The following is a 22,165-nucleotide window of genomic DNA, read 5'->3' on the forward strand; positions in this document are numbered from 1 at the left end:
CTTTTCCTTTCGTGCTCGGGCCGCTTTTCGACGTACTTACATGCACCGCTCCTTTCTCGCCCTGCAAGGCACGGCTTCTCCATTCTTTAGCCGACTTGCGATTGCATTGCGCGAGCGCGGCCATGCGGTCCGAAGAGTTAATTTTTGCGGTGGCGATCTGGTGTACGCCGGCAATGGCGATGCTCAAAATTTCAGCGGTCAGGCGAGCGAGTTAAGCGACTGGTATTCCAATCAAGTGAAAGGCAACAGCTTTACCGACGTTTTAATGTTCGGTGACTGCCGCGACATTCACCGTCAAATGCATCCCATTGCCCAGGCCAATGGGTTGCGCGTCCACGTTTTCGAAGAAGGCTATGTCCGCCCGCATTGGCTGACACTGGAAAAGCACGGCGTCAATGGCCGTTCGCAATTGCCGCGTGACCCCGACTGGTATCTCGATCAGCGCCGCATTACGCCGCCGGGTCCGGCCGGGCAGCCAACCGGCTATAACCTCTACGAACGCGCTTTCCACGATATCCGTTATCGCGGCGCTAATGCGCTATTCGCCACGCGCTTTCCGCATTACCGCAGCCATCGTCCGAGAAACGGTTTCTTCGAGTACGCCGGGCTGGCCGCTCGCGCATTGCGTCAACGTCAGCATCATCGCGATTCCGACCGGGTCACGCGCGAATTGCTGGAAGCCGGCCGCGCGTACTACATCTTCCCGCTGCAATTGAATTCAGACGCGCAGATCGTCGTCCACTCACCGTTCGACAGCGTGCGCGAAGCCATCGCCAAAGTACTCACTTCGTTTGCGCGCCATGCGCCGGCGGACAGTTGGCTCGTGATCAAGAACCATCCGCTCGACACCGGTCTGATCGACTATCGCCGTCACGCCGAGCAACTCGCGCGTGAACTGGGCATGGCCGAGCGTCTGCGTTTCATCGACGCTGGCCATCTGCCGACGCTGCTCGATCACGCGCGCGGCGCGGTCGTGGTGAACAGTACGGTCGGTTTGTCGGCGCTACACCACCGCCGTCCTTTGATCGCATTAGGCACCGCTATCTATGGCATGCCGGGTCTCACCTGGCAGGGCTCGCTGGACGACTTCTGGCTGCACGCCGAAGCGCCTGACATGAACCTGTATCAGGCCTTTCTGGACTACGTCGTGCACCACACGCAGATCAACGGCGACTTCTACACGCGCGGCGGAATCGCGATGGCGACGGCCGGCGCAGTGCGGCGTCTCGAGGCGGCCACGCATGCGTAACGCCGCGCCACGCCATATCGTCATTACCGGCGCGAGCGCGGGGCTCGGCCGCGCGCTCGCGCACGCGTATGCGGCGCCCGGCGTGGTGCTAGGTCTGATCGGTCGCGATGCCGGACGTCTCGACGCAGTAGCGGAGGCTTGCCGCGCGCAAGGCGCGCAGGTCGACACCGGCCGCATCGACGTGCGTGAAGGCGCGGCGATGCAGGCATGGCTCGACCAGTTCGACGACTGTCATCCGATCGAGCTGCTGATCGCCAATGCCGGCGCGGCGAGCACGCTCGCGTCCGCGCAGGATTGGGAAGGGCTGGCGCGCACGGCGGCGATCGTCGACACCAATTTCTACGGCGCGATCCACGCGGCGCTGCCGGTCATTGCCCGCATGCGGCCGCGCAAAAGCGGCCAGGTCGCGCTCATCAGTTCGATCGCCGCGTTGCGCGGCATGGCGATTTCGCCCGCCTATTGCGCCAGTAAATCGGCAATCAAGGCGTATGGCGACTCGGTGCGCCCGATCCTCGCGCGCGACGGCGTGCGCATGTCGATCGTCTTGCCCGGTTTCGTGAAGACAGCCATGAGCGATGTCTTCCCCGGCGACAAGCCGTTCCTCTGGTCGGCGGAAAAAGCCGCGAAGCACATTCAGCGTAAATTGCAGAACGGTCGCGCGGAAATAGCGTTCCCGGGCCTGCTGGCGTTCGGCATGCGTCTTCTGCCACTGCTGCCCGCGGTGGTGGCAGACGCGATTCTCGGCGGCCTGTCGTACCTGCCACGCGAGGAGCGCTGATTGCAAGCGACGCTCGCGCTCAACCTCATCGCCGCCGCCGGTCTCTCGCTTCTGTCCGAAGCGATTGCCTTGCCGCGCGCGTCGTTGCGCCGTTCGCCGGTGTCGTTCGCGTTGCATCTCGCTGCTATTGCGTTGATTTATTCGTTGGTGCTGTTGGCCACGGGCCGCGTGCGCTTCTCGGCGTTCGCCGCGATTGCGCTGGTCGCGTTGCTGGCCGGTGTGAGCAATGCAAAATACGCGTCGCTGCAGGAGCCGTTCGTATTCACGGATCTGAGTCTGTTCAGCCAGTTGTTCTCGCATCCAAGGCTCTATCTGCCGTTTCTCAGCGTCGCCACGGTGGCGGCGATCGCGATCGGCGTGGCGGTGGTGATCGTTGGCTTTCTCGCGGAGACGCCGCTTGCACAACGGCCGGTCGGTGCGCTCGCGTTGCTGGGCTGCGCCGGCCTCGCCGTGGCCTATCTGTGCGCCGCGCGCTTGCCGCTCACGCTGAATCCCGCCGACGACCAGAAGCGCCATGGCTTCTTCTCGGTGTTCGTCGCGTATCTGCTGAACGGCATGCAGCCGTCCACGGCGCGTCGATTGCAGGCGGCGTTGGCCGCGGGTCCGTTCGCGAGCGGCACGCCGCAATCGGCGCCCGACGTGATCCTGATCCAGAGCGAGTCGTTCTTCGACGCGCGCCGCCTGGCACCGTCGATCGATCGCGCGATCCTGAAGCACTTCGACAGCGCGCGTCGCGAGTCGGTCCAGCATGGTGAACTGACGGTGCCCGCGTGGGGCGCCAATACCATGCGCACGGAGTTCGCGGTGTTGACCGGCGTCGATCAGCAGCAACTCGGCTACGCGCGTTTCTATCCGTACGCATTCGTGTGCCGCGCCTGCGCGTCGCTGGCTTCGTGGTTCAAGCGCGGCGGCTACAAAACACTGGTGATTCACCCGTACTACGCGGATTTCTTCGGCCGCGAGCGGGCCTTCAAACATCTGCAGATCGACCGTTTTATCGACATCGAAGCGTTCGCCGATGCGCCGCGCGCCGGTCCGTACGTGTCGGACACGGCGGTCGCCGCATCGATCGTCGCCGCGCTCGACGAGCCGCGCAACCAACCCGCCTTCATCTTTTCGATGACGATGGAAAACCACGGCCCGCTGCATCTGGAACGGGTCGAAGCCGGCGAGGGCGCAGCCTTCCACGCCTTGGGCGACGACCCGCGCTGGCGCGACCTGACCGCTTATCTGCGCCATCTCGCCAACGCCGACGCGATGCTCGGCCACCTGATCGCCGCATTACGCGCGCGGCGGCGCGAAACGGTGCTGTGTTTTTACGGCGATCACGTGCCGGCGTTGCCGCACGTGTTCGTCGATCTCGGGTACGAACCGTCCCGCAGCGATTACTTCATCTGGCGCAATTACGGCGACGCGCCCGCTATCCGGAAAGATTTGTGCGCCGAGCAGCTCGGGCTAGCCCTCGTTCGATCGCTCGAACCGGTCAGGCCGCGTGGCAAGCCGGCGCACACGCTGTACCCAACAACTGAACAATGACGAAACAGATTGCAATTGTGGGGATGGCTTGCCGTTTCCCCGGCCGGGTAGAGAGCCCGGAAGACTTCTGGGCGCTGCTGCGCGACGAAAAAGACGCGGTCACCGAGGTGCCGGCCGAACGCTTCGGCACGGCGTTCTATCAGCATCCGTCGAAGCGCGAAGCGGGTAAGAGCTATACGTTCTCGGCCGGCGTGCTCGACGACGTCGCCGGTTTCGACGCCGCGTTCTTCGGCATTTCGCCGCGCGAGGCGCAGCAGATGGACCCGCAGCAGCGGCTGCTGCTCGAACTCGCGTGGGAGACCTTCGAGGACGCGGGCGTGCGTCCGCGCGACATGGAAGGGAGCCACTGCGCGGTTTATATCGGCGTGGCGAGTCCGGACTACGGCAATCGTTTCGTCGACGACCTGAACGCGGTCGATCCGTATTCGGCAACCGGCAACACGCTCAGCATCGCGTCGAACCGGCTGTCGTATCTGTTCGATCTGCGCGGGCCGAGCGTTTCCGTGGATACGGCCTGCTCGTCGTCGCTGGTCGCCTTGCACCAGGCATGTCAGGCACTGCAATCCGGCGACGCCGAGATGGCGCTCGCCGGCGGCGTGAATCTGCTGTTGCATCCGTTCGGTTTCGTGACGTTCTCGAAGGCCTCGATGCTGTCGCCGCGCGGTCGTTGCCGCGCGTTCGACGCAAGCGGCGATGGCTACGTGCGTTCGGAAGGCGGCGCGCTGGTGATGCTCAAAACGCTCGAGCGCGCGTTGGCCGACGGCGACACTATCCACGCGGTGATCGCCGGTTCGGGCGTCAACTCGGACGGCTATTCGCAAGGCGGCATCAGCGTGCCGGGCGCGGCCACCCAGGCGGCGCTGCTGCGCACCGTGTACGACCGCGCGGGCGTCGATCCGCGTTCGCTCGCGTATGTCGAGGCGCACGGCACGGGCACGGCGGTCGGCGATCCGATCGAAGCGCGCGCGCTGATGGAGGTGGCGTCGGCGGGGCGCGAGGTTGACCGGCCGTTGTTGATCGGCTCGGTGAAGACCAACGTGGGCCACCTGGAAACCGCGTCGGGCATGGCCGGCCTGATCAAGGCGATTCTGTGCCTGAAGCATCGCGCGGTGCCGAAGACGCTGCATTTCGACACCCCCAATCCGGCGATCGATTTCGTCGGCGGCCGCCTGCGCGTGGTGGATCGCCTGACGCCGCTCGATAGCGACGGGCAGCCGCTCACGATCGGCGTCAACTCGTTCGGCTTCGGCGGGACGAATGCGCACGTCGTGCTGCAAGAAGCGCCGGGTGCTGTCGCCGCGGCGCAAGCGGCCGGCGGCAAGCATCACGAACCCGACAACGCCAACGACGCTGTTAGCGACACCGCGCCGCTGCCGCTTATCCTCTCGACCCGTTCAGCCGCCGCGCTACCGGCACTGGCCGCGCGCTATCTGGCCGCGCTCGGCAAGGGCACGCCATGGAACACGCTCGCGTCGAACGCGGCGCATCGCCGGCAATGGTTGAAGTACCGCGCGGTCATCGCGCCGGCAACTTTGGACGAAGCGCGCGCGGCACTCGACGCGCTGATCGCGCCGACACCGGATCACACGGCCACGGCGCTCGTACAAGGCGACACACCCAGCGACGACACACGCCTCGCGCTGGTGTTCTCCGGCAACGGTTCGCAGTGGGCCGGCATGGGCAAGCAGTTGCTCGAGCAGGAACCCGCATTCGGCGCCGCGCTCGCCGAACTCGACGCGATGTGGTGCGCCGACGGTAGCCCGTCGCTGGTCGACGCGTTGCGCGAAGGCGTGAGCGCCACGCTGCTCGAAGCCACCGAACACGCGCAGCCGTTGCTGTTCGCGCTACAGGTCGGCGTGGTGCGCGTGATCGAAGCGCGCGGCGTCGGCTTCGACGTGTGCCTCGGCCACAGCGTCGGCGAAGTCGCCGCCGCGTGGGCCTCGGGCGCACTGACGCTGGCGCAGGCCGTCCACGTCATCAAGATTCGTAGTCGCGCTCAGGCCGCGACGCGCGGCACCGGCCGCATGGCCGCGGCCGGTCTCGGCGAAACCGCCATGCGCACGCTGCTCGCGCAACTCGGTGTGGATGCCGAGGTGGAAGTGGCGGGCGTGAACAGCCCGCAAGCGGTGACGCTAGCGGGTCCGCTCGACGCCTTGCAACGGGTCGAAGCGGCAGTGAAGGAAAGCGGCCGCTTTTTCCAGATGCTGGATCTCGACTACGCATTCCACAGCCGCCAGATGAATCCGATCGAGCCGGGCGTGCTGCAGGGCCTCGCCGATCTGAAACCGGGCGCGGCGACGCGCGGTTTCGTGTCGACCGTCACGGGCGCCGAACTCGCGGGCACCGAACTCGACGCGCATTACTGGTGGCGCAATATCCGCGAGCCGGTGCGTTTCGGCGACGCTATTGCGCAGGTGGCGCAAACCGGCGTGCGGCTGTTCCTCGAAGTCGGCCCGCACTCGATTCTGCGCACCTATGTGACGCAAACGCTGGACGACGTCCGCGTCAGCGGCCGCTCGCTGCCCACGCTCAAGCGCCATCACGACAGCGCGCGGATGCTGCAGCAGGCCCTCCACGCGGCGATCGCGAACGGCGCGCGCGTCGACCTGCAGCGCTTCGCACCGGCGGGCACGCACGCGCCACTGCCGTCGTATCCGTGGCAGCACGAACGCTACTGGCTCGGCCCGACCGCCGAAGCCTACAACCTGGTCAATCGGCGCCGCGAACATCCGCTGCTGGGCTACCGTCTGCACGAACACGCGCTTGCGTGGGAAAACCAGCTCGATCCGGCCGGTTTGCCGATGCTCGCCGATCACGTGGTCGATGGCGGCGTGGCGTTCCCGGGAGCGGGTTACGTCGAGATGGCGCTGGCCGCCGCGCGCGTGCATTTCGGCACCGCGAGCTGCGCGGTGGAGAACCTCGAAATCCGTCTGCCGGTGGTGTTCCAGCCTCAGCATTCGAAGCTGTTCCGCTTCACCGTCGACGTTCGCACCGCGAGCTTCACGATCGAAACGCGCGACCGCATGTCCGACGAAGCGTGGTCGCTCAACGTCACGGGGCGTCTGCTCGCGAGCGGTTGCGCGCTGGGCGACGAAGCGGCGGCGAGCCGCCTGCCGGCCGCCACGCTGACCGGCCTGTTCGCGCAGCCGGCCATGTCCGGCGCCACGCTGTACGACAACACCATGGCGATCGGCCTGACGTACGGCCCGGCCTTCCAGTGGGTGCGCTCGGTGCACGTCGACGCTGACGCCGACATCGCGCTCGCGGAAGTAGACGTACCTGCCGTGCTTGCGCAAGCGCCGGCCGACCTCGGTGCCTATGCGTTGCATCCGGCCTTGATGGATAGCGGTTTTCATCCGCTGTTCGCGCTGCTCGCGGCGGGAGATCGAAGCGGCCTCGACCATGCCGCGTATGTGCCGGTGCAACTCGGCCGCATCGACTATCTGCGCGGCGAGGCGATCCGCTACGTGCTCGCGCGGATCGAGCGGCGCAGCCCGCACTCGGTGGTGGCATCGTTCGAATTCGCCGACGCGCAAGGTGCGATCGTCGCGCGGCTGGGGGCCTGCCGGTTCCGCCGCGTCGATCTGAAGGGCCGCCGTCAGCAGGCGCCCGCGCGTTATACCTATATCGTCGAGGCCAAACCGCTCGCCGCCGATATCGACGCGCACACGCTGCCCGAACCGGCCGCGTTGCTGGCCGATGCCGCCGCCGCGCTCGCCGCCCGCGAAGATCAGCCGCGCCGCCATGCGCATCTGACCGAAATGCTGCCGCTGCTCGACGTGCTGGCCGGCGCTTACGCGCTGCAGGCGCTCGACGCGCTGCAGGTGTTCGAGCACGCGGCGCTGCCCGATTGCGCGCATCCCGCGTTGCTCGCGCGGCTCGCGCAGATCGCCGTGGAAGACGGTCTCGCAACGCGCGACGGCGCCCGTCTCGTGCGCGACGACGCGGCCTGCGCGAACCTGCCCGGCATCGACGAACTGTGGCGCGAGCTGATCGCGCAATCGCCCGCGCACGTGGCCGAGCTGACGCTGCTCGCGCATTGCGGCGCGGCGCTGCCGGCCGTGTTGCGCGGCGAGGTGAGCGGCGCGCGGATTCTGCCGCCGTCGCGCAGCAGTCTGGTCGAACATTTTTTCGAAGCCTCGCCGACGTGGGCTCACGTCAACGCGCTGGCCGGCGAGTGTCTGCATCGGGCGATCGAAGGCTGGAACGAGCCGCGCCGTCTGCGCGTGCTCGAGCTGGATTCGCCGTCGAGCGACGTGTTGCAGCCGCTGGCGATTCACGTGCCGGTGTCGCGCTGCGATTACACGATCGCGGGCACGCACGAACAATTGAGCGGCTTCGACGCGAGCGGGCATCCGTCGGTGCATATCGCCACCATCGAGTTCGGCGAGACGCCACGTCTGTCCGGCATCGAGTCGGGCGAGCGCTACGATCTGGTCGTCGCGAGCCACGTGCTGGCGGCGCAGGCCGAGCCGCGCGCGCTGCTCGCCGCGCTGCGCGGCTGGCTCGCGCCGGGTGCGCTGGTGGTCGTCACGGAGCCGCGCAACAGCCGCTTCGCCGACATCGTGTTCGATCTCGATGCGGAGGCCGCGCATGCGAACGCGCGCCGCGCGGCATGGTTGTCGCCGCAAGCGCTGACGAAGCAGCTCGAAGCGGCCGGCTTCGAACAGGTCACGCGACACAGTGAACAACATCTGGATCTGGAAGGCGCGCCTACGCTGATCGTGGCGCGCGAACCGCAAGCGGTCTCGCGCGTCGCCGGGGTCAACCCGGCGGCACAGGCGCAGCCCGTACATTGGTCCCTGCTATACGCAGCGGATAGCGTGGATAGTGCCGGCAACGACACGCTAGCCGCCACGTTACAAGCCGCCGGCCATTCGACCTCGACGACGACGCTGCTCACCTTGCGTCACGACATGAGCAGACTGGCCGCCCCGGCCGGCCACGTTCATCACGTGGTGTTCATCGCACCGGATCACAGCCTGTCCGCGAACGCGGACGGCGCCGACGTGATGCTCGCGCAGCAACACACCACGCTCGCGCTGGCCCAGCTCGTGCGCGATCTCACGGCAGTGGCCGGCATCATGCAGCCGCAACTGTGGATCGTCACGCGTGGCGGCGCGCCGCTTGCGGCGCCGTTCGCGCAGGCCGCCACGCTGCGTCCCGAGCAGGCGGCGATGTGGGGTCTGGGCCGCGTGCTGGCCAACGAACATCCGGAGTTGGCGTCGCGTCTGATCGATGTTTGCGCCGGCTGCCGCGACGCGGGCGCGCTACTGGCGCGCGAGCTGCTGGCCTCCGACGGTGAAGAAGAAGTGCTGCTGACGCCGCATGGCCGTTACGTGCCGCGCATGTTGCCGGCCGCGAGCGCCGCGTTGCGCGACAAGGACGCCGCGCCGCTGCGCGCGCAGAACCAGGCCGCGGTGCTGGGTTTCGCGTCGCCGGGTTCGTTGCGCAACCTCGAATGGTTCGGCTTGCCGCCGCGCGAACTCGCGCCAGACGAAGTCGAAATCGAGCCGGTCGCCACCGGCCTGAACTTCCGCGACGTGATGTACGCGATGGGCCTGCTGTCCGACGAAGCGGTCGAAAACGGCTTCGCCGGCGCGACCATCGGTATGGAATTGTCCGGCCGTGTCGCGCGCGTGGGGCGCGACGTCGCGCGGTTCGCGCCGGGCGACGCGGTGCTGGGTTTCGCACCAGCGTCGTTCGCGAGCCATGTGTGGACCAAGGCCGAGGCGATCGCGCACAAACCGGCGCGTCTCACGTTCGAAGAAGCGGCCACCGTGCCGACCACCTTCTTCACCGCGTACTACGCGCTGTGCGAGTTGGCGCGTCTGCGTCGCGGCGAGCGCGTGCTGGTGCACGGCGCGGCGGGTGGCGTGGGCATCGCGGCGATCCAGCTGGCGCGCCATCTCGGCGCGGAAGTGTTCGCCACGGCGGGCAGCCGCGAGAAGCGCGAATTCGTGCGCCTGCTCGGCGCGGATCACGTGTTCGATTCGCGCAGCCTCGCGTTCGCCGATGAGATTCGCGAACGCACGCAAGGCGCCGGCATCGACATCGTGCTGAATTCGCTGGCCGGTGAGGCGATGGTGCGCAGCATCGACACGCTGCGTCCGTTCGGCCGTTTTCTCGAACTCGGCAAGCGCGATTTCTACGAGAACAGCCGCATCGGGTTGCGTCCGTTCCGTAACAACATCAGCTATTTCGGCATCGACGCGGATCAATTGATGAGCGCGTTGCCGGGTCTGACCGCGCGTCTGTTCGACGACGTCATGCAACTGTTCGCGGATGGCGTGCTGCATCCGCTGCCGTATCGCGCGTTTCCGGCCGAGCGGGTCGAGGAAGCGTTCCGGCATATGCAGCAGGCGCGTCAGATCGGCAAGATTCTCGTGACCTATCCGGCCGGCACGCCGAGCCCGGCGCGCGCGGGCTCCGCCGCGGCGGCGCTGCGACTCGATCCGGCGGCGGCGTATCTGATCGTCGGCGGCACCGGCGGTCTGGGCTTTGCCACCGCCCGCTGGATGATGTCGCGCGGCGCGCGGCATCTGACGCTGGCCAGCCGTTCCGGCACGCTGACGCCGGAGTTCGCCGCGCAAGCCGCGCGCTGGCACGACGAAAACGGCACCCAGGTGCATGTCGCCGCGTGCGACGTTACCGACGCTGCGGCGCTCGATCTGCTGCTCGCGGAGATCGGCCAGCGCGGCACGCCGCTTAAAGGCGTGCTGCATTCGGCGATGGTGATCGACGACGGTCTCGTGCGCAATCTCGACGACGCGCGTTTCGCCGCCGTGCTCGCGCCGAAGCTGGCGGGCGCGTGGAATCTGCACCAGGCCACGCGCGACGCGGCGCTCGATTTCTTCGTGGTCTATTCGTCGGCGACGACCTTCCTCGGCAATCCGGGGCAAGCGAGCTACGTGGCGGCCAACAGTTTCCTCGAAGCGCTGGTCGTGCAACGTCGCGCGGCCGGTCTGGCAGGCACGTACATGGCCTGGGGGCCGCTCGACGACGTCGGCTTCCTGGCACGCAATGCGGAAACGCGCGAAGCGTTGCAGGCGCGCATCGGCGGTCTGTCGATCACGTCGGTGGAAGCACTGCATGCGCTCGAACGCGCGCTGCTCGACGTCGACGCGGGCGAAGCCGTGGTGCGGCTCGACTGGCAAGCGCTGTCGCTCGGCATGCCGGCGGCGCGGGCGCGCCGTTACACCGAATTGCACGCGCGCGGCAGTCACGAACCGGCACGCCAGGGCGGCGCGCGGATGCGCGATCAGATTGCCGGCCTGCCGTTCGCGGAGGCGCTGCATCTGGTGGAAGAAACCTTGCAGGCGCAGATCGCGCGCATCCTGCACATGTCGCCGGAAAAAATCGAAACCGGCCGCTCGATCCTCGACATGGGGATGGATTCGCTGATGGGTATGGAACTCGGCATGGCGGTGGAAGAGAGCTTCCAGGTGAAGCTCTCCATCATGACCATGGCCGAAGGTGCGACCGTGCATTCGCTCGCGCAGCGCATCGTCGAGTCGATCCAGACACAGGACGAGACGGCGGACAACGGCGTCGCGGCGCAGGTGGCGGCGGTCGCCGCACAACATGCGCTCGACGTCGGCGCGCATGCCCTGGCCGATGTCGCGGACGCCATGTCGGCGCAAGCCGGTGCGCTGTCCTCGCCGGCGCCGTCGTCGTCCGCGCAGTCCGACGTCACGACGGAGCTCGTCTGATCGGCGCGCCGACCGGCTGGCGGGATCGCGAAGGCACGCTCGCCCGCGAGCTGAGCTTGAGCGGTCACGGCCTGCACACCGGCCGTCGCGTGAACGTGCGAATTCTGCCGGGTAACGCCGACAGTCCGCGCGGCATCGTGTTCCGGCGCATGCGGGACGGCCGCGTGCTTGCGGAACTGCCGGTGAGTCCGTCGCTGCGGCGCGGTCAGCCGCTGTGCACCATGCTCGAAACGGGCGACGGTGTGCGGGTGCGCACCGTCGAGCATCTGCTCGCGTCGCTGCTGACCTGCGAGATCGATCGCGCGACAGTCGAGCTGGATGCCGAGGAAGTGCCCATTCTCGACGGCAGCGCGCAGCCGTGGATCGATGCGATCCGCGCGTGCGGCCGCATTGATTTGCCGCACGCCAAGCGCTTCATTCGGGTGCTGCGGCCGGTGAGGATCGCCGACGGTGCGGGCACGCGCGACGAACGCAGCATTTCGATCGAACCGTCGGCGGACTACGAAATGACGGTGCGTAACGATCTGAAGGGCTTCGGCGAACTGCGCTGGGACGGCGCGCTGACACCCGCGAGTTTCGCTGAACAGATCGCGCCGTCGCGTTCGTATGGCCGCGTCAAATGGGCGATTCCCGCGATTCTCGCGGGCTACGTGCGCGGGATGCCGATTTTGCGCGGCGCACGCCTGTCGTGTACCGCGGCGATCGTGGGCAACCGCGTGGTGGGCGGCATGCGCGTGCCCGACGAATTCGTGCGGCACCGCGTGCTCGACCTGGTGGGCGATCTGGCGATGGCCGGCGCGCCGTTGCTCGGTCGCGTGAACGCGCTGCGGCCGAGTCACGAGATGAACTACCGGCTGGTTGCCGAACTGCTTGCCACGCCGCACGCGTGGGAGTGGGCCGAATTCACGGCTTGAATGTCACCCGCGTATCGCTAGCGGATCGCCGGCAGGCTGACTGGTTACGAGGTTATCGGAACACTATGGGATTGGGCGACAACATCCGCCAGCAACTCGCCGCGAAGGCGTTGATGCGGCAACTGGAACGCGTCTCCGAGGAAGCGCAGACGCCGGGCGCGCCGTTGGCCGCGGCCGGCCCGCGCGCGGCGCAGGACGCCTCGCGCGCCGCGCTGTGCAGCTTCGAGACGATGCCCGGCTATCAGCAGGTCGAGATCTTGCGGCAGATGGGCGAAAAACTGCGGGTGCAGTCGCCGTTCTTCCGCGTGCATGACGGCATTGCGGGCGCCACCACGCAGATCGGTGGCGCCGAGTATCTGAACTACGCGAACTACAACTACCTGGGCCTGGCCGGCGATCCGCTGGTGTCGGCGCGCGCCAAGGAAGCGATCGACCGTTACGGCACCTCGGCGTCGGCGAGCCGGATGGTGGCGGGCGAACGGCCGGTGCAGCGCGAACTGGAAAGGGCGCTCGCGTCGTTCTACGAAGTCGACGATTGCGTGGTGTTCGTGAGCGGTCACGCGACCAACGTGACGGTGATCGGCTCGCTGTTCGGACCGGGCGACCTGATCGTGCACGATTCGCTCGCGCATAACAGCATCGTGCAGGGCGCGCAATTGAGCGGCGCGAAACGCCTGAGCTTCGCGCACAACGACTGGCAGGCGCTCGACGCGCTGCTGGCGCGCGTTCGCCACGACTACCGGCGGGTGCTGATCGCGATCGAAGGGCTGTACAGCATGGACGGCGATATTCCCGATCTGGCGCAGTTCGTCGCCATCAAGCGGCGCCATGCGGCGTTCCTGATGGTCGACGAAGCGCACTCGCTCGGCGTGCTGGGCGAGCGTGGCCTGGGCGTGCGCGAACAGTGCGGCGTGGCGAGCGACGATGTGGATATCTGGATGGGCACGCTCAGCAAAACGCTGGCGGGCTGCGGCGGTTTTATCGCCGGCTCGCAGGCGCTGATCGATATTCTGCGGCATCTGGCGCCGGGCTTTCTGTATAGCGTGGGTCTCGCGCCGTCGCTCGCGGCGGCGTCGCTGGCCGCGCTGGAACGTCTTGTCGCGGAACCGGAACGCGTGGCGCAATTGCGCGCGCGCGGCCGCCAGTTTCTCGACGAAGCACGCGCGGCCGGGCTCGACACCGGCAAGAGCGCGGGCTATGCGGTCGTGCCGATCATTACCGGCAGCACCTTGAAAGCCGCGCAATGGGCCAACGCGATGTTTGCCGACGGTATCAACGTGCAGCCGATTTTCTATCCGGCCGTTGAAGAAAAGGCCGCACGTCTGCGGTTTTTCATCTGCTCGACGCACGCGCCCGAGCAGATCAGCCGAACCATCGCGGCGCTCAAGCGCCTGCCACGCTAAACAGAAGCCATTCCGCCATGCACGCCGCACAAGCCATTCAAGCCGACCGTCCCGATTCCGCCACGCCGCCGCGCGCTCGCGCTGCCGCCACGCCGCAGCGCGAGCGCGCTGCCGCCACGCTGAGCTTTCGCCCCGCGCGGCCCGGCGACGCCGAGGCGTGTGCGCCGCTGATTTTCGCGTCGGGCGTGCTTGAGTTCGGCTTCTTTCTGGGCGAGCCCGCCGCGACCTGCATCGATTTTCTGGACTTCGCGTTCGGCTCGAAGCATGGCCGCTTTTCGTACCGACGTCACCGCGTGGCGGTGGACGGTAACGGCCGGGTGGTCGCGGTGCTGGCCGTGCACGACGGCCGCAGGACCTGGTTCGACGATCCGCATGTCGCGTGGATGCTGCTGCGCTTTTTCGGCGTGCACCGCACGGTGCGCATGCTGTTGCGCGGCCTCACGCTGGAGAGCGAACTGCCCGCGCCGAAGTCGTCGCAGACGCTGATCGCGCACTGCGCGACGCACGAGCAGTTGCGCGGCACGGGCCTGTTCAGCGGGCTGTTCGCCGACGCGCTGCGCGCCGGCTCGCTGGAGCGCGAGGGCGGCCGGCAGGTCGTGCTGGATGTGCTGGTCGGCAATACGCGTGCCTACGCGCTGTACCGGCGGCTCGGGTTCGTCGAGTTGCCGCGCCGTGCAGCGATGTCGCCGCGATTGCCGCGCGAACTCGAATCGGTGCGGATGCAGTTTGTCGGCAGGGGCTGAACCGGGCGGGTCGACCCGCCGGGTTCAGCGGAATCATGAATCAGTAGGCCGCAGCTCAGGCGGCGCCATGATGGATTGAGAGGTCCAACTGGCGTCAGCGCTGCGGAGACGAAGGTTTCACACCTCAATAAAAATACGTGGGAAGGGTAAGAGCATGCAGATTCATCCGGTGATTCTTTGCGGTGGAAGCGGCACCCGGCTGTGGCCGATGTCGCGTGGCGGCTATCCGAAACAATATCTGAAGCTGACCGGCGACAACACGCTGGTTCAGCAAACCGTGATGCGCCTGCGCAGCGTGGCGGACATTGCCGCGCCGATTGTGGTCACGAACAACGAGCAGCGTTTTCTCGTAGCCGAACAGTTGCGCCAGGTGGACGTGGCGGCCTCGGCGATCGTGCTCGAACCGGCCAGCCGCAACACGGCGCCGGCTATCGCGATCGCGGCCTTGCTGGCGCTGCGCGATTCGCCGGAGTCGCTGCTGCTCGTGCTGCCGTCCGATCACGTGATCGCCGGTGAAACCGCTTTCGTCAAGGCGGCATCGGCTGCGGCGCAGATCGCGAGGGACGGCTTCCTGGTCACCTTCGGCATCACGCCGACTGAACCGCATACCGGCTACGGCTATATTCGCGCGGGCGCGAGTCTGGTCGACGGGACGCAGGCTTTCGCGGTCGATTCATTCGTCGAAAAGCCGGATGCCGAGACGGCCCAACGTTTTCTCGCGCAGGGCGGTTACTACTGGAACAGCGGCATGTTCATGCTGAAGGCTTCCACCTACATGGAAGAGCTGCGCCGCTTCGAGCCGGAAATCGCATTGCAGGCCGAGCTGTCGCTGAAGGCCGCGCAGCATGACAACGACTTCGTGCGTCTGGACGAAGCGACCTTCTCCGCGAGCCCGAACATCTCGGTCGACAACGCGGTAATGGAGAAGACGAAGCGTGCCGCGGTGGTGACGGTGGCGGATCTCGGCTGGAACGATATCGGCTCGTGGACGGCGCTGGCCGACATCGCCGAGCGGGACGCGCAAGGCAATGCATTGTTCGGCGACGTGCTGACCGATGCGGTCGGCAACTCGTACATTCGTGCCGAGCACCGGCTGGTCGCGGCGATCGGACTGGACAACGTGGTGATCGTCGAGACCGCGGACGCGGTGCTGGTCGCGCATCGCGATCAGGCGCAGGACGTGAAGAAGATCGTCGCGCAGTTGAACGCGATGGGCCGCCACGAGTCCGTCACGCACCGTCGTGTGGTGCGGCCGTGGGGCTCGTATGAAGGCATCGATAGCGGCGACCGCTTCCAGGTCAAGCGCATCGTGGTGAGCCCGGGCGCGCAACTGAGTCTGCAGATGCATCATCATCGCGCGGAACACTGGATCGTCGTGAAGGGTACCGCGCTCGTGACGAACGGCGACAAGGAAATTGTCCTGACCGAGAATCAGTCGACCTACATTCCGCTCGGCGTCACGCATCGCCTGCTGAATCCGGGCAAGATTCCGCTCGAGTTGATCGAAGTGCAGTCGGGCGCATATCTCGGCGAGGACGATATCGTTCGTTTCGAAGACACCTACGGTCGCGTGCCGAAAGCCTGAAACCCGACACGAGGATTGACCGCTGCGGGTACCACGCGTTAGCATCGAATCCATGACCGCTTCTATCGTTTCTCTTCCGTCTGCTTTGCGCGCATGCTGTCGCAGCCTGCCGAGGGGAGCTTGCGTCTAGCGAGTCGATCTGTACACGTCCGTATCCCCGAGGCCACCCGTCACACGACCGGTGGCCTTTTTGTTTCTGGTCCGCTGATTTTGCCGGCGCTGTCGCCCGGCGCCGAAGGAAAACACCATGCCGCTCGCTCTCTACGACACCTGGTCGCGCACGTTGCGTCCGTTCACGCCGCTGCGGCCTGATCACGTCGGCCTGTATTGCTGCGGCCCGACCGTGTACGACCACGCGCATATCGGCAACCTGCGGACGTACGTGTTCGAGGACGTGCTGCGCCGCGCGTTGGCGCTGAACGGCTACACCGTGCGGCACGTGGTGAATATCACCGACGTTGGGCATCTGGTCTCGGACGCGGACGACGGTGAGGACAAGATGGAGAAGGGCAGCCGGCGCACCGGCGAATCGGCCTGGGCCATCGCCGAACGCTATACCGTGGCGTTCCAGCACGACTGGCGCGCGTTGAACCTGCTGGAGCCGACGCTCTGGTGCCGCGCGACCGATCATATCGCGGAGCAGATCGAGTTCATTGCCGATCTCGAACGTAACGGCTACACGTACCGCACGGCGGACGGCATCTACTTCGATACGGCGAGGCAGGACGATTACGGCTATCTGGCGCGTCTGGACATTGCGGGTCTGCAAGCCGGCAAACGGGTGGCCTTGGGCGACAAGCAGCGCGCGACCGACTTCGCGCTGTGGAAGTTCAGCCCGCCCGGCAGCACGCGGCAGATGGAGTGGCAGAGCCCGTGGGGCGTCGGTTTTCCCGGCTGGCACATCGAGTGCTCGGCGATGTCGGCGAAATATCTCGGCCCGCTGTTCGATATTCATTGCGGCGGCGAAGATCATATTGCCGTGCATCACAGCAATGAAATCGCGCAGACCCAGGCGCGCCACGGCACGCGGCTCGCCAACTTCTGGCTGCACGGGCACTTCCTGATGCTCGACGCGGGCAAGATGGCGAAGTCGGGCGGCGATTTCGTGCGCTTGCAGACCTTGATCGAACGGGGCGTCGATCCGCTCGCTTATCGCTATCTATGCCTCGGCGCGCACTACCGCAGCAGCTTGCGCTTCACCATGGAAGCGCTGGACGGCGCGCAAGCCGCGTTGGGCCGCTTGCGTAAAGCGTATCGGCAATGGCCGGAGGGTGGGGCGCCGGACGCTGAAGCCGTCGCGCGTTTCAAGGCAGAGGTCGATCAGGACCTGAACCTGCCGCGCGCGCTCGCCGTGTTGTGGGAGGTGGTGCGAAGCGATCTACCGGCCGCCACGCGGCGCGCAACCGTGGATTGCTTCGACCAGGTACTCGGGTTGCGGCTCGCGGACTGGCACGAGGACGTGGTGACGATTCCCGCCGCGATCGCGCTGCTTGCCGAACAACGCGACGCGGCGCGCGCCGCGAAAAACTGGCGCGAGGCGGATCGGTTGCGTGAGCAACTGCAAGCCGAGGGCTGGCAGGTGGAAGACAGCGCGAAGGGACAGGTGCTGCGTCCGCTCGACTAACGGCTTCACGCGTTGACAGTCGGTCGACGCGAAGGCAGACTGCATCGTCATGCAAAACATCACGTCTTTCGCGATTGCGATCCACCGTCATGCGCGAGCCCATTCGGCATCGTCATGGGGAACGGGTACGCGTTAAGACTACGCAGCAACGCAGATCACTTAGCCCCGCTGGCAAAACGGTCGGGGCTTTTTTGTTGCTGGCGCTCCCGTCACCCCATCCGTTTGCCGGCTCATCGATGGAGCAGAAATGACGAACCCCCTGGTAATCGACTGGTCGACGCTGCCGGTCCCGCAAGACGACGGCGCGGCACGGCATCTTGAAGGATTGCGGCTGCCCGATCTCGCATTGACTTCGACAAGCGGCGAGGCGGTGCATCTGAGCGAACTGGCGGGGCGCGTGGTGATCTACGCGTACCCGTGGAAGAAGCGGCCGGAAGATCCGCTGATCGACGGCTGGCTGGCGACGCCGGGCGCCCCCGGCTGCACGCCGCAATCGTGCGCGTTTCGCGACCATGCGCAAGCACTCAGCGAGGCCGGGGTGTCGTATCTGTTCGGCCTGTCGACCCAGGCTTCGGCTTATCAGCGTGAAGCCGTGGCCCGTCTGCATTTGCCCTATCCATTGCTGTCCGACGAGCATTTGCGGTTGACCCGGGCGCTACGTCTGCCGACTTTCGAAGCCGCCGGCATGACCTTGCTGAAGCGGCTCGCGATGATCGTTAATCATGGCGTGATCGAGACGGTTTTCTATCCGGTGTTTCCGCCCGACCGGAACGCGGCCGAGGTACTCGCATGGCTCGTGGCCCATCCGAACGACTCGTGAACGCCGGCCGTTCTTCGTACTCGCGCAATTCTGTGCACAATGAGCGGAAGCATGCGCGTTTGCGCATGCTTCGCCGATCCCCATCAACCGGAAAGGAGCACGCATGAGCCAGCTGAAAGCCGTCGATTACGCCGCCGCATCGCCCGAAGTGAAAGCCGTGTACGACGACATCAAGCAGACCCGTCAGGTCGAGGACGTCAACAATTTCTGGAAGTTCATCGCGCACCATCCGCCCACGCTCGCGCGCACCTGGGACAGTTTGAAAGACGTGATGGCGCCGGGCGCGCTCGATCCGCTGATCAAGGAATTGCTGTATGTCGCGGTGAGCGTGACGAATAACTGCGGCTATTGCGTGGCGAGCCATACGGCCGCCGCCCGCCGCGCCGGCATGACCGACGAAATGTTCGGCGAACTGCTGGCCGTGGTCGGCATGGCGAACGAGACCAACCGGCTGGCGGTGGGGTACCGCGTGCCGATCGATCCGGCGTTCGAGTAAACAGCGGGCTTTAAAGCCTGCCTTTAAAAAAGCTCACTACGCCCCGCGCCATCCCGCAAGCAACGCCGGCAGTTCCGTCATGTCGCGAAACACGTGCGCCGCGCCGACGCCATGCAACGCGGTCACGCTGCTATGGCCGAGTTCCCGCGGGCAATAGCCGAACACGGTGGCGCCGGCCGCGACGCCCGCGGTCGCGCCGGTGACCGTATCTTCCACCACGGCGCACCGCTTCGGGTCGACGCCCAGTCCGGCCGCCGCCGCCAGGTAAACATCGGGAAACGGCTTGTTGCGTGGCGTTTCGTGACCGCTGAAGACGCGTCCTTCGAAGCAGTCGAGCATGCCCGCCTTGACGAGTTGCAACTCCACCTTGATGCGATCCGCGCCGGATGCCACCGCGATGCGTCCGTTCAACGCCGCGTGCAGCGCACGCACCGCCGACGCGGAGCCGGGAATCGCCACCAGTTCGCGTTCGAGTGCCGCATTGCGGCGCGCGCGAAACTGCATCAGCCATTCAGTGGTAATCGCGACGCCGGTTCGCGCTTCGATCAGCGCCGCTTCGTCCCGAACCGCCTTACCGACGAAAATGCGCATGGTTTCCGCCACGCTCAGGTGCCAGCCCAGCTCGCCGAGCATCTCGCACAGCACGCGGTTGGTGATCGGTTCGGAGTCGACGAGCACACCGTCGCAGTCGAAAAGTACGGCGTCGAAAGGGAAATCGGCCATCGGGGAGCGTAGGGAGAAGAGGTTGAGGGAAGCCTGAAAGCATACCTCAAGGGTGGGCAACAGCCTTTCATTTACATAGCGTTTGCTGTCATCGAGCCAACGGCAGGCAGCGCATCAGGCAGTCGATCAGTCTACCGGTCACGCCAATTCAACTCGTTGCCAATCAGAGCGACGGATTTTCTCCGCTGCCGCGTTCAACCAGAAACGAAGCCGCTTCCGACTTCGCGTCTTAGGGAGAAATCGACATGACATCGACCAAACGGGTCCGCCTGCTGAGCACCATGATTCTCGCCACGTCGACCTGCGCCGCCGCGCTGACGGCCGCGCCGGCCTTCGCGCAAGCCGTGATCGTCGCGCCGATGGCGCCCCCGCCGCCGCGCGTCGAGGTAATGCCGGCGCCGCGCGACGGCTATGTGTGGGATCAAGGCCGCTGGCGCTGGGACCATGGCCGCTACGTGTGGGTGCGCGGCCATTGGCAGCCGGTGCGCGTCGGTTATCACTGGGTCCCGGGTCATTGGGTGCAACGCGGCCCGAACTGGCGCTGGGTCGAAGGCCATTGGGCATGAGCCGGGTGCGCCGTGGCAACGCTTGGCACGTGGGCTTCGGCGCGTCTGAATGCTTTGCAAGAATGAAACAGGCAGGTTGCCATGAAAACGCTCGTGATGATTCTGCTGGCGGCGACGCTCGCCGGCTGTGTGGTGTACCCGGCGCGGCCGGCGGTCTATCGTCCGGCAGTCGTCGTATATTGAGCGGGGCGACGTAATCGCCGGCAGGGACGGCAAGTGCACAGCGGCAAGTACACAGCGATTCGTCATCCACGCCCGGTCCGCACACCGTTGCGTGCCAACCCGGGTTGAGAAAGTGAAGCCAACGTGAGCAGCATCAGAAGGAGTGGCGGCAAGTGAACGACCTTCGTCCGACGACGCGATCCGCGCGGCCGGCGCGAACCCGGCCGCAATGGTCCGGGCCGCCGGGACCAGCGCGATCCGCGCGACGCAGCCGGTTCGCCACGGGGAGCGTCACGCCTTGAGCGAACGCGATCCGGATGCGGAACTGCTTGAACAGGTCGGCCGGCAAGATCCGGCCGCCGTGCGTTCGCTCGTCGCGCGTAAATTGCCGCGTCTGCTGGCGCTCGCCACACGCATGCTGGGCGACCGTATGGAGGCGGAAGACGTGGCTCAGGAGGTGTTCGTGCGGATCTGGAAGCAGGCGTCGCGCTGGCGCGAAGGCGAGGCGAAATTCGACACCTGGGTTCATCGCGTCGCGCTGAATCTTTGCTACGACCGTTTGCGCGGCCGGCGCGAAGATCCGTACGACGAACTTCCGGACGCAGCCGATCCCGCCGCGCTGCCCGACGCGCAACTGGAAGCGCGCGCCCAGGACGAACGGGTGCGCACCGCGCTCGCCGCGCTGCCGGCCCGGCAACGCGAGGCGCTGGTGCTCAACTACTACCAGGACATGTCGAACATCGACGCCGCCGCCCTGATGGGCATCACGGTCGATGCGCTGGAAAGCCTGCTGGCTCGCGCGCGCCGCAATCTGCGCGCTCAACTGGCCGGCAGCGGCCTTAGCAAGGACACATCATGACGCCCGAAAGATTCCATCAGATCGTCGAAGCCTATGGGGCCGATGCGCGCCGCTGGCCGCAAGCGGAGCGCGCGGCGGCGCAGGCGTGGGCCACGTTGCATCGCGCCGAAGCCGACGCGATGCTCACCGAGGCCGCCAGCCTCGATGCGTGGCTCGCCGCCGACAAGGTCGAGCCGCCGGGCGCGGCGCTGCGCGAGCGGGTGATCCGCGGCGCGCCGGTTCGCCAGCCGGCCGCGCCGCGGCGCTGGTGGTGGTCGGGCGCGGCGGTGGCCGGCGTCGGCCTGCTGGGTGGCGCGGCCGGCGCGTTCGCCGTGTCGTTCTTCGTGCTGACCGAATCGGTGCCGCCGGTGCACGAGTCTTCCTATTTAACTTCGAGCTTCGGTGGTACCACCGCCGATTGGAGCGGCGAATGAACGGCCGGTCATTGAAATTCGTGCTGGCGGCGTCGCTGGTGGTCAATGTGTTTCTGTTGGGGGCGATTGCGGGCGGCGCCTATCAGTGGCTCGCGGCCCACCGCGCGACCGCGGACGTGCCGGCGCAGCAGCGCGCGCTGCGCTTCGCCGCCGCGCCGTTGTCCGCGGAGCGGCAGAAGGCCTTTATCGACGGTCTGAAGCAGGCCCGCCGCGAGGGCCGCGACTACGCTCGCGAGGGCAAGGAAGGCCGTCGCGAAGTGTTGCGCCTGCTGGCCGCGCCGCAGTTCGATCGCGCGGCGCTGGACGCGGCGCTCGCCCGCACGCGCGCCGCCGACAGCAATCTGCGCGCGAACGTGGAAGGCAGCGTGGCGGATTTCGCGGCGACGTTGTCGCCCGAGGAGCGTGTCGAATTCGCCGACAGTCTGAAGCTGCGCGGTCAATGGCGCGAGACCGCGCCGGCGCCCAAGGCGAAGAAGCCGGCCGATCAGCAAAGCCAGGCCAACCCGCCGAACCCTGAGAACCCACAGAACCCGGCATCGCGCGGCGCGTCGGCGAATTAAAAAAGCCGTCACACGCGACGGA

Annotated in this window: 16 protein-coding genes; 15 read left to right on the top strand and 1 reads right to left on the bottom strand. The window is 66.6% G+C overall.

What is annotated here, in order from left to right:
• The first annotated feature begins 40 nt into the window (after positions 1–40).
• From BX591_RS24505 to BX591_RS24555, 11 genes are all read left to right on the top strand, one after another.
• Positions 41–1,249 (top strand): capsule biosynthesis protein, encoded by a 1,209-nt coding sequence (locus BX591_RS24505; protein WP_111933890.1) that lies wholly within the window; start codon positions 41–43, stop codon positions 1,247–1,249.
• Positions 1,242–2,027 carry an SDR family NAD(P)-dependent oxidoreductase gene (locus BX591_RS24510; protein ID WP_111933891.1) on the top strand — a complete coding sequence of 262 codons (786 nt, stop codon included), beginning with the start codon at positions 1,242–1,244 and terminating at the stop codon, positions 2,025–2,027. Before BX591_RS24505 ends, BX591_RS24510 begins: the two co-directional genes overlap by 8 nt.
• Positions 2,028–3,563: an LTA synthase family protein gene (locus BX591_RS24515; protein ID WP_111933892.1), complete on the top strand. Its 1,536-nt coding sequence runs from the start codon at positions 2,028–2,030 to the stop codon at positions 3,561–3,563.
• A complete protein-coding gene (locus tag BX591_RS24520; protein WP_111933893.1) occupies positions 3,560–11,275 on the top strand; it encodes a type I polyketide synthase in 7,716 nt (2,571 codons plus the stop codon). The genes BX591_RS24515 and BX591_RS24520 overlap by 4 nt, the downstream gene beginning before the upstream one ends.
• On the top strand, positions 11,275–12,189 hold the full coding sequence (locus BX591_RS24525; protein ID WP_111933990.1) for a UDP-3-O-acyl N-acetylglycosamine deacetylase: 915 nt from the start codon (positions 11,275–11,277) through the stop codon (positions 12,187–12,189). Before BX591_RS24520 ends, BX591_RS24525 begins: the two co-directional genes overlap by 1 nt.
• Before the next feature lie 65 nt (positions 12,190–12,254).
• On the top strand, positions 12,255–13,592 hold the full coding sequence (locus BX591_RS24530; protein WP_111933894.1) for an aminotransferase class I/II-fold pyridoxal phosphate-dependent enzyme: 1,338 nt from the start codon (positions 12,255–12,257) through the stop codon (positions 13,590–13,592).
• A 17-nt stretch (positions 13,593–13,609) separates the two neighbouring features.
• Positions 13,610–14,335: a GNAT family N-acetyltransferase gene (locus BX591_RS24535; RefSeq protein ID WP_111933895.1), complete on the top strand. Its 726-nt coding sequence runs from the start codon at positions 13,610–13,612 to the stop codon at positions 14,333–14,335.
• Between the two features lie 154 nt (positions 14,336–14,489).
• Positions 14,490–15,920, top strand: a complete 1,431-nt coding sequence (locus tag BX591_RS24540; protein WP_111933896.1) for a mannose-1-phosphate guanylyltransferase/mannose-6-phosphate isomerase — start codon at positions 14,490–14,492, stop codon at positions 15,918–15,920.
• Between the two features lie 247 nt (positions 15,921–16,167).
• Entirely contained in the window at positions 16,168–17,544 is a 1,377-nt protein-coding gene (cysS, locus tag BX591_RS24545; RefSeq protein WP_111933897.1) for a cysteine--tRNA ligase, read from the top strand.
• Positions 17,545–17,791: 247 nt separating this feature from the next.
• Positions 17,792–18,364, top strand: coding sequence for a peroxiredoxin (locus BX591_RS24550; protein WP_111933898.1), 573 nt, complete (start codon positions 17,792–17,794; stop codon positions 18,362–18,364).
• A 103-nt stretch (positions 18,365–18,467) separates the two neighbouring features.
• Positions 18,468–18,860, top strand: a complete 393-nt coding sequence (locus BX591_RS24555) for a carboxymuconolactone decarboxylase family protein (protein WP_035556923.1) — start codon at positions 18,468–18,470, stop codon at positions 18,858–18,860.
• Positions 18,861–18,896: 36 nt separating this feature from the next.
• Here BX591_RS24555 and BX591_RS24560 read toward each other — a convergent pair whose 3' ends face one another.
• The gene (locus tag BX591_RS24560) at positions 18,897–19,583 is read right to left on the bottom strand and encodes an HAD family hydrolase (RefSeq protein ID WP_111933899.1); all 687 of its coding nucleotides are present in this window, start codon (positions 19,581–19,583) and stop codon (positions 18,897–18,899) included.
• A 245-nt stretch (positions 19,584–19,828) separates the two neighbouring features.
• Between BX591_RS24560 and BX591_RS24565 the strand changes: the two genes are divergently transcribed.
• The 4 genes from BX591_RS24565 (at position 19,829) to BX591_RS24580 (ending at position 22,143) form a co-directional block, all read left to right on the top strand.
• Positions 19,829–20,149, top strand: coding sequence for a YXWGXW repeat-containing protein (locus BX591_RS24565; RefSeq protein ID WP_111933900.1), 321 nt, complete (start codon positions 19,829–19,831; stop codon positions 20,147–20,149).
• A 391-nt stretch (positions 20,150–20,540) separates the two neighbouring features.
• Positions 20,541–21,170: an RNA polymerase sigma factor gene (locus BX591_RS24570; protein WP_244147105.1), complete on the top strand. Its 630-nt coding sequence runs from the start codon at positions 20,541–20,543 to the stop codon at positions 21,168–21,170.
• A complete protein-coding gene (locus BX591_RS24575; RefSeq protein WP_111933901.1) occupies positions 21,167–21,583 on the top strand; it encodes a hypothetical protein in 417 nt (138 codons plus the stop codon). Before BX591_RS24570 ends, BX591_RS24575 begins: the two co-directional genes overlap by 4 nt.
• Positions 21,580–22,143: a periplasmic heavy metal sensor gene (locus tag BX591_RS24580; protein WP_111933902.1), complete on the top strand. Its 564-nt coding sequence runs from the start codon at positions 21,580–21,582 to the stop codon at positions 22,141–22,143. The genes BX591_RS24575 and BX591_RS24580 overlap by 4 nt, the downstream gene beginning before the upstream one ends.
• The last annotated feature ends 22 nt before the right edge of the window (positions 22,144–22,165 follow it).

It is taken from the genome of Paraburkholderia bryophila (genome assembly GCF_003269035.1).
Lineage (GTDB): Bacteria > Pseudomonadota > Gammaproteobacteria > Burkholderiales > Burkholderiaceae > Paraburkholderia > Paraburkholderia bryophila.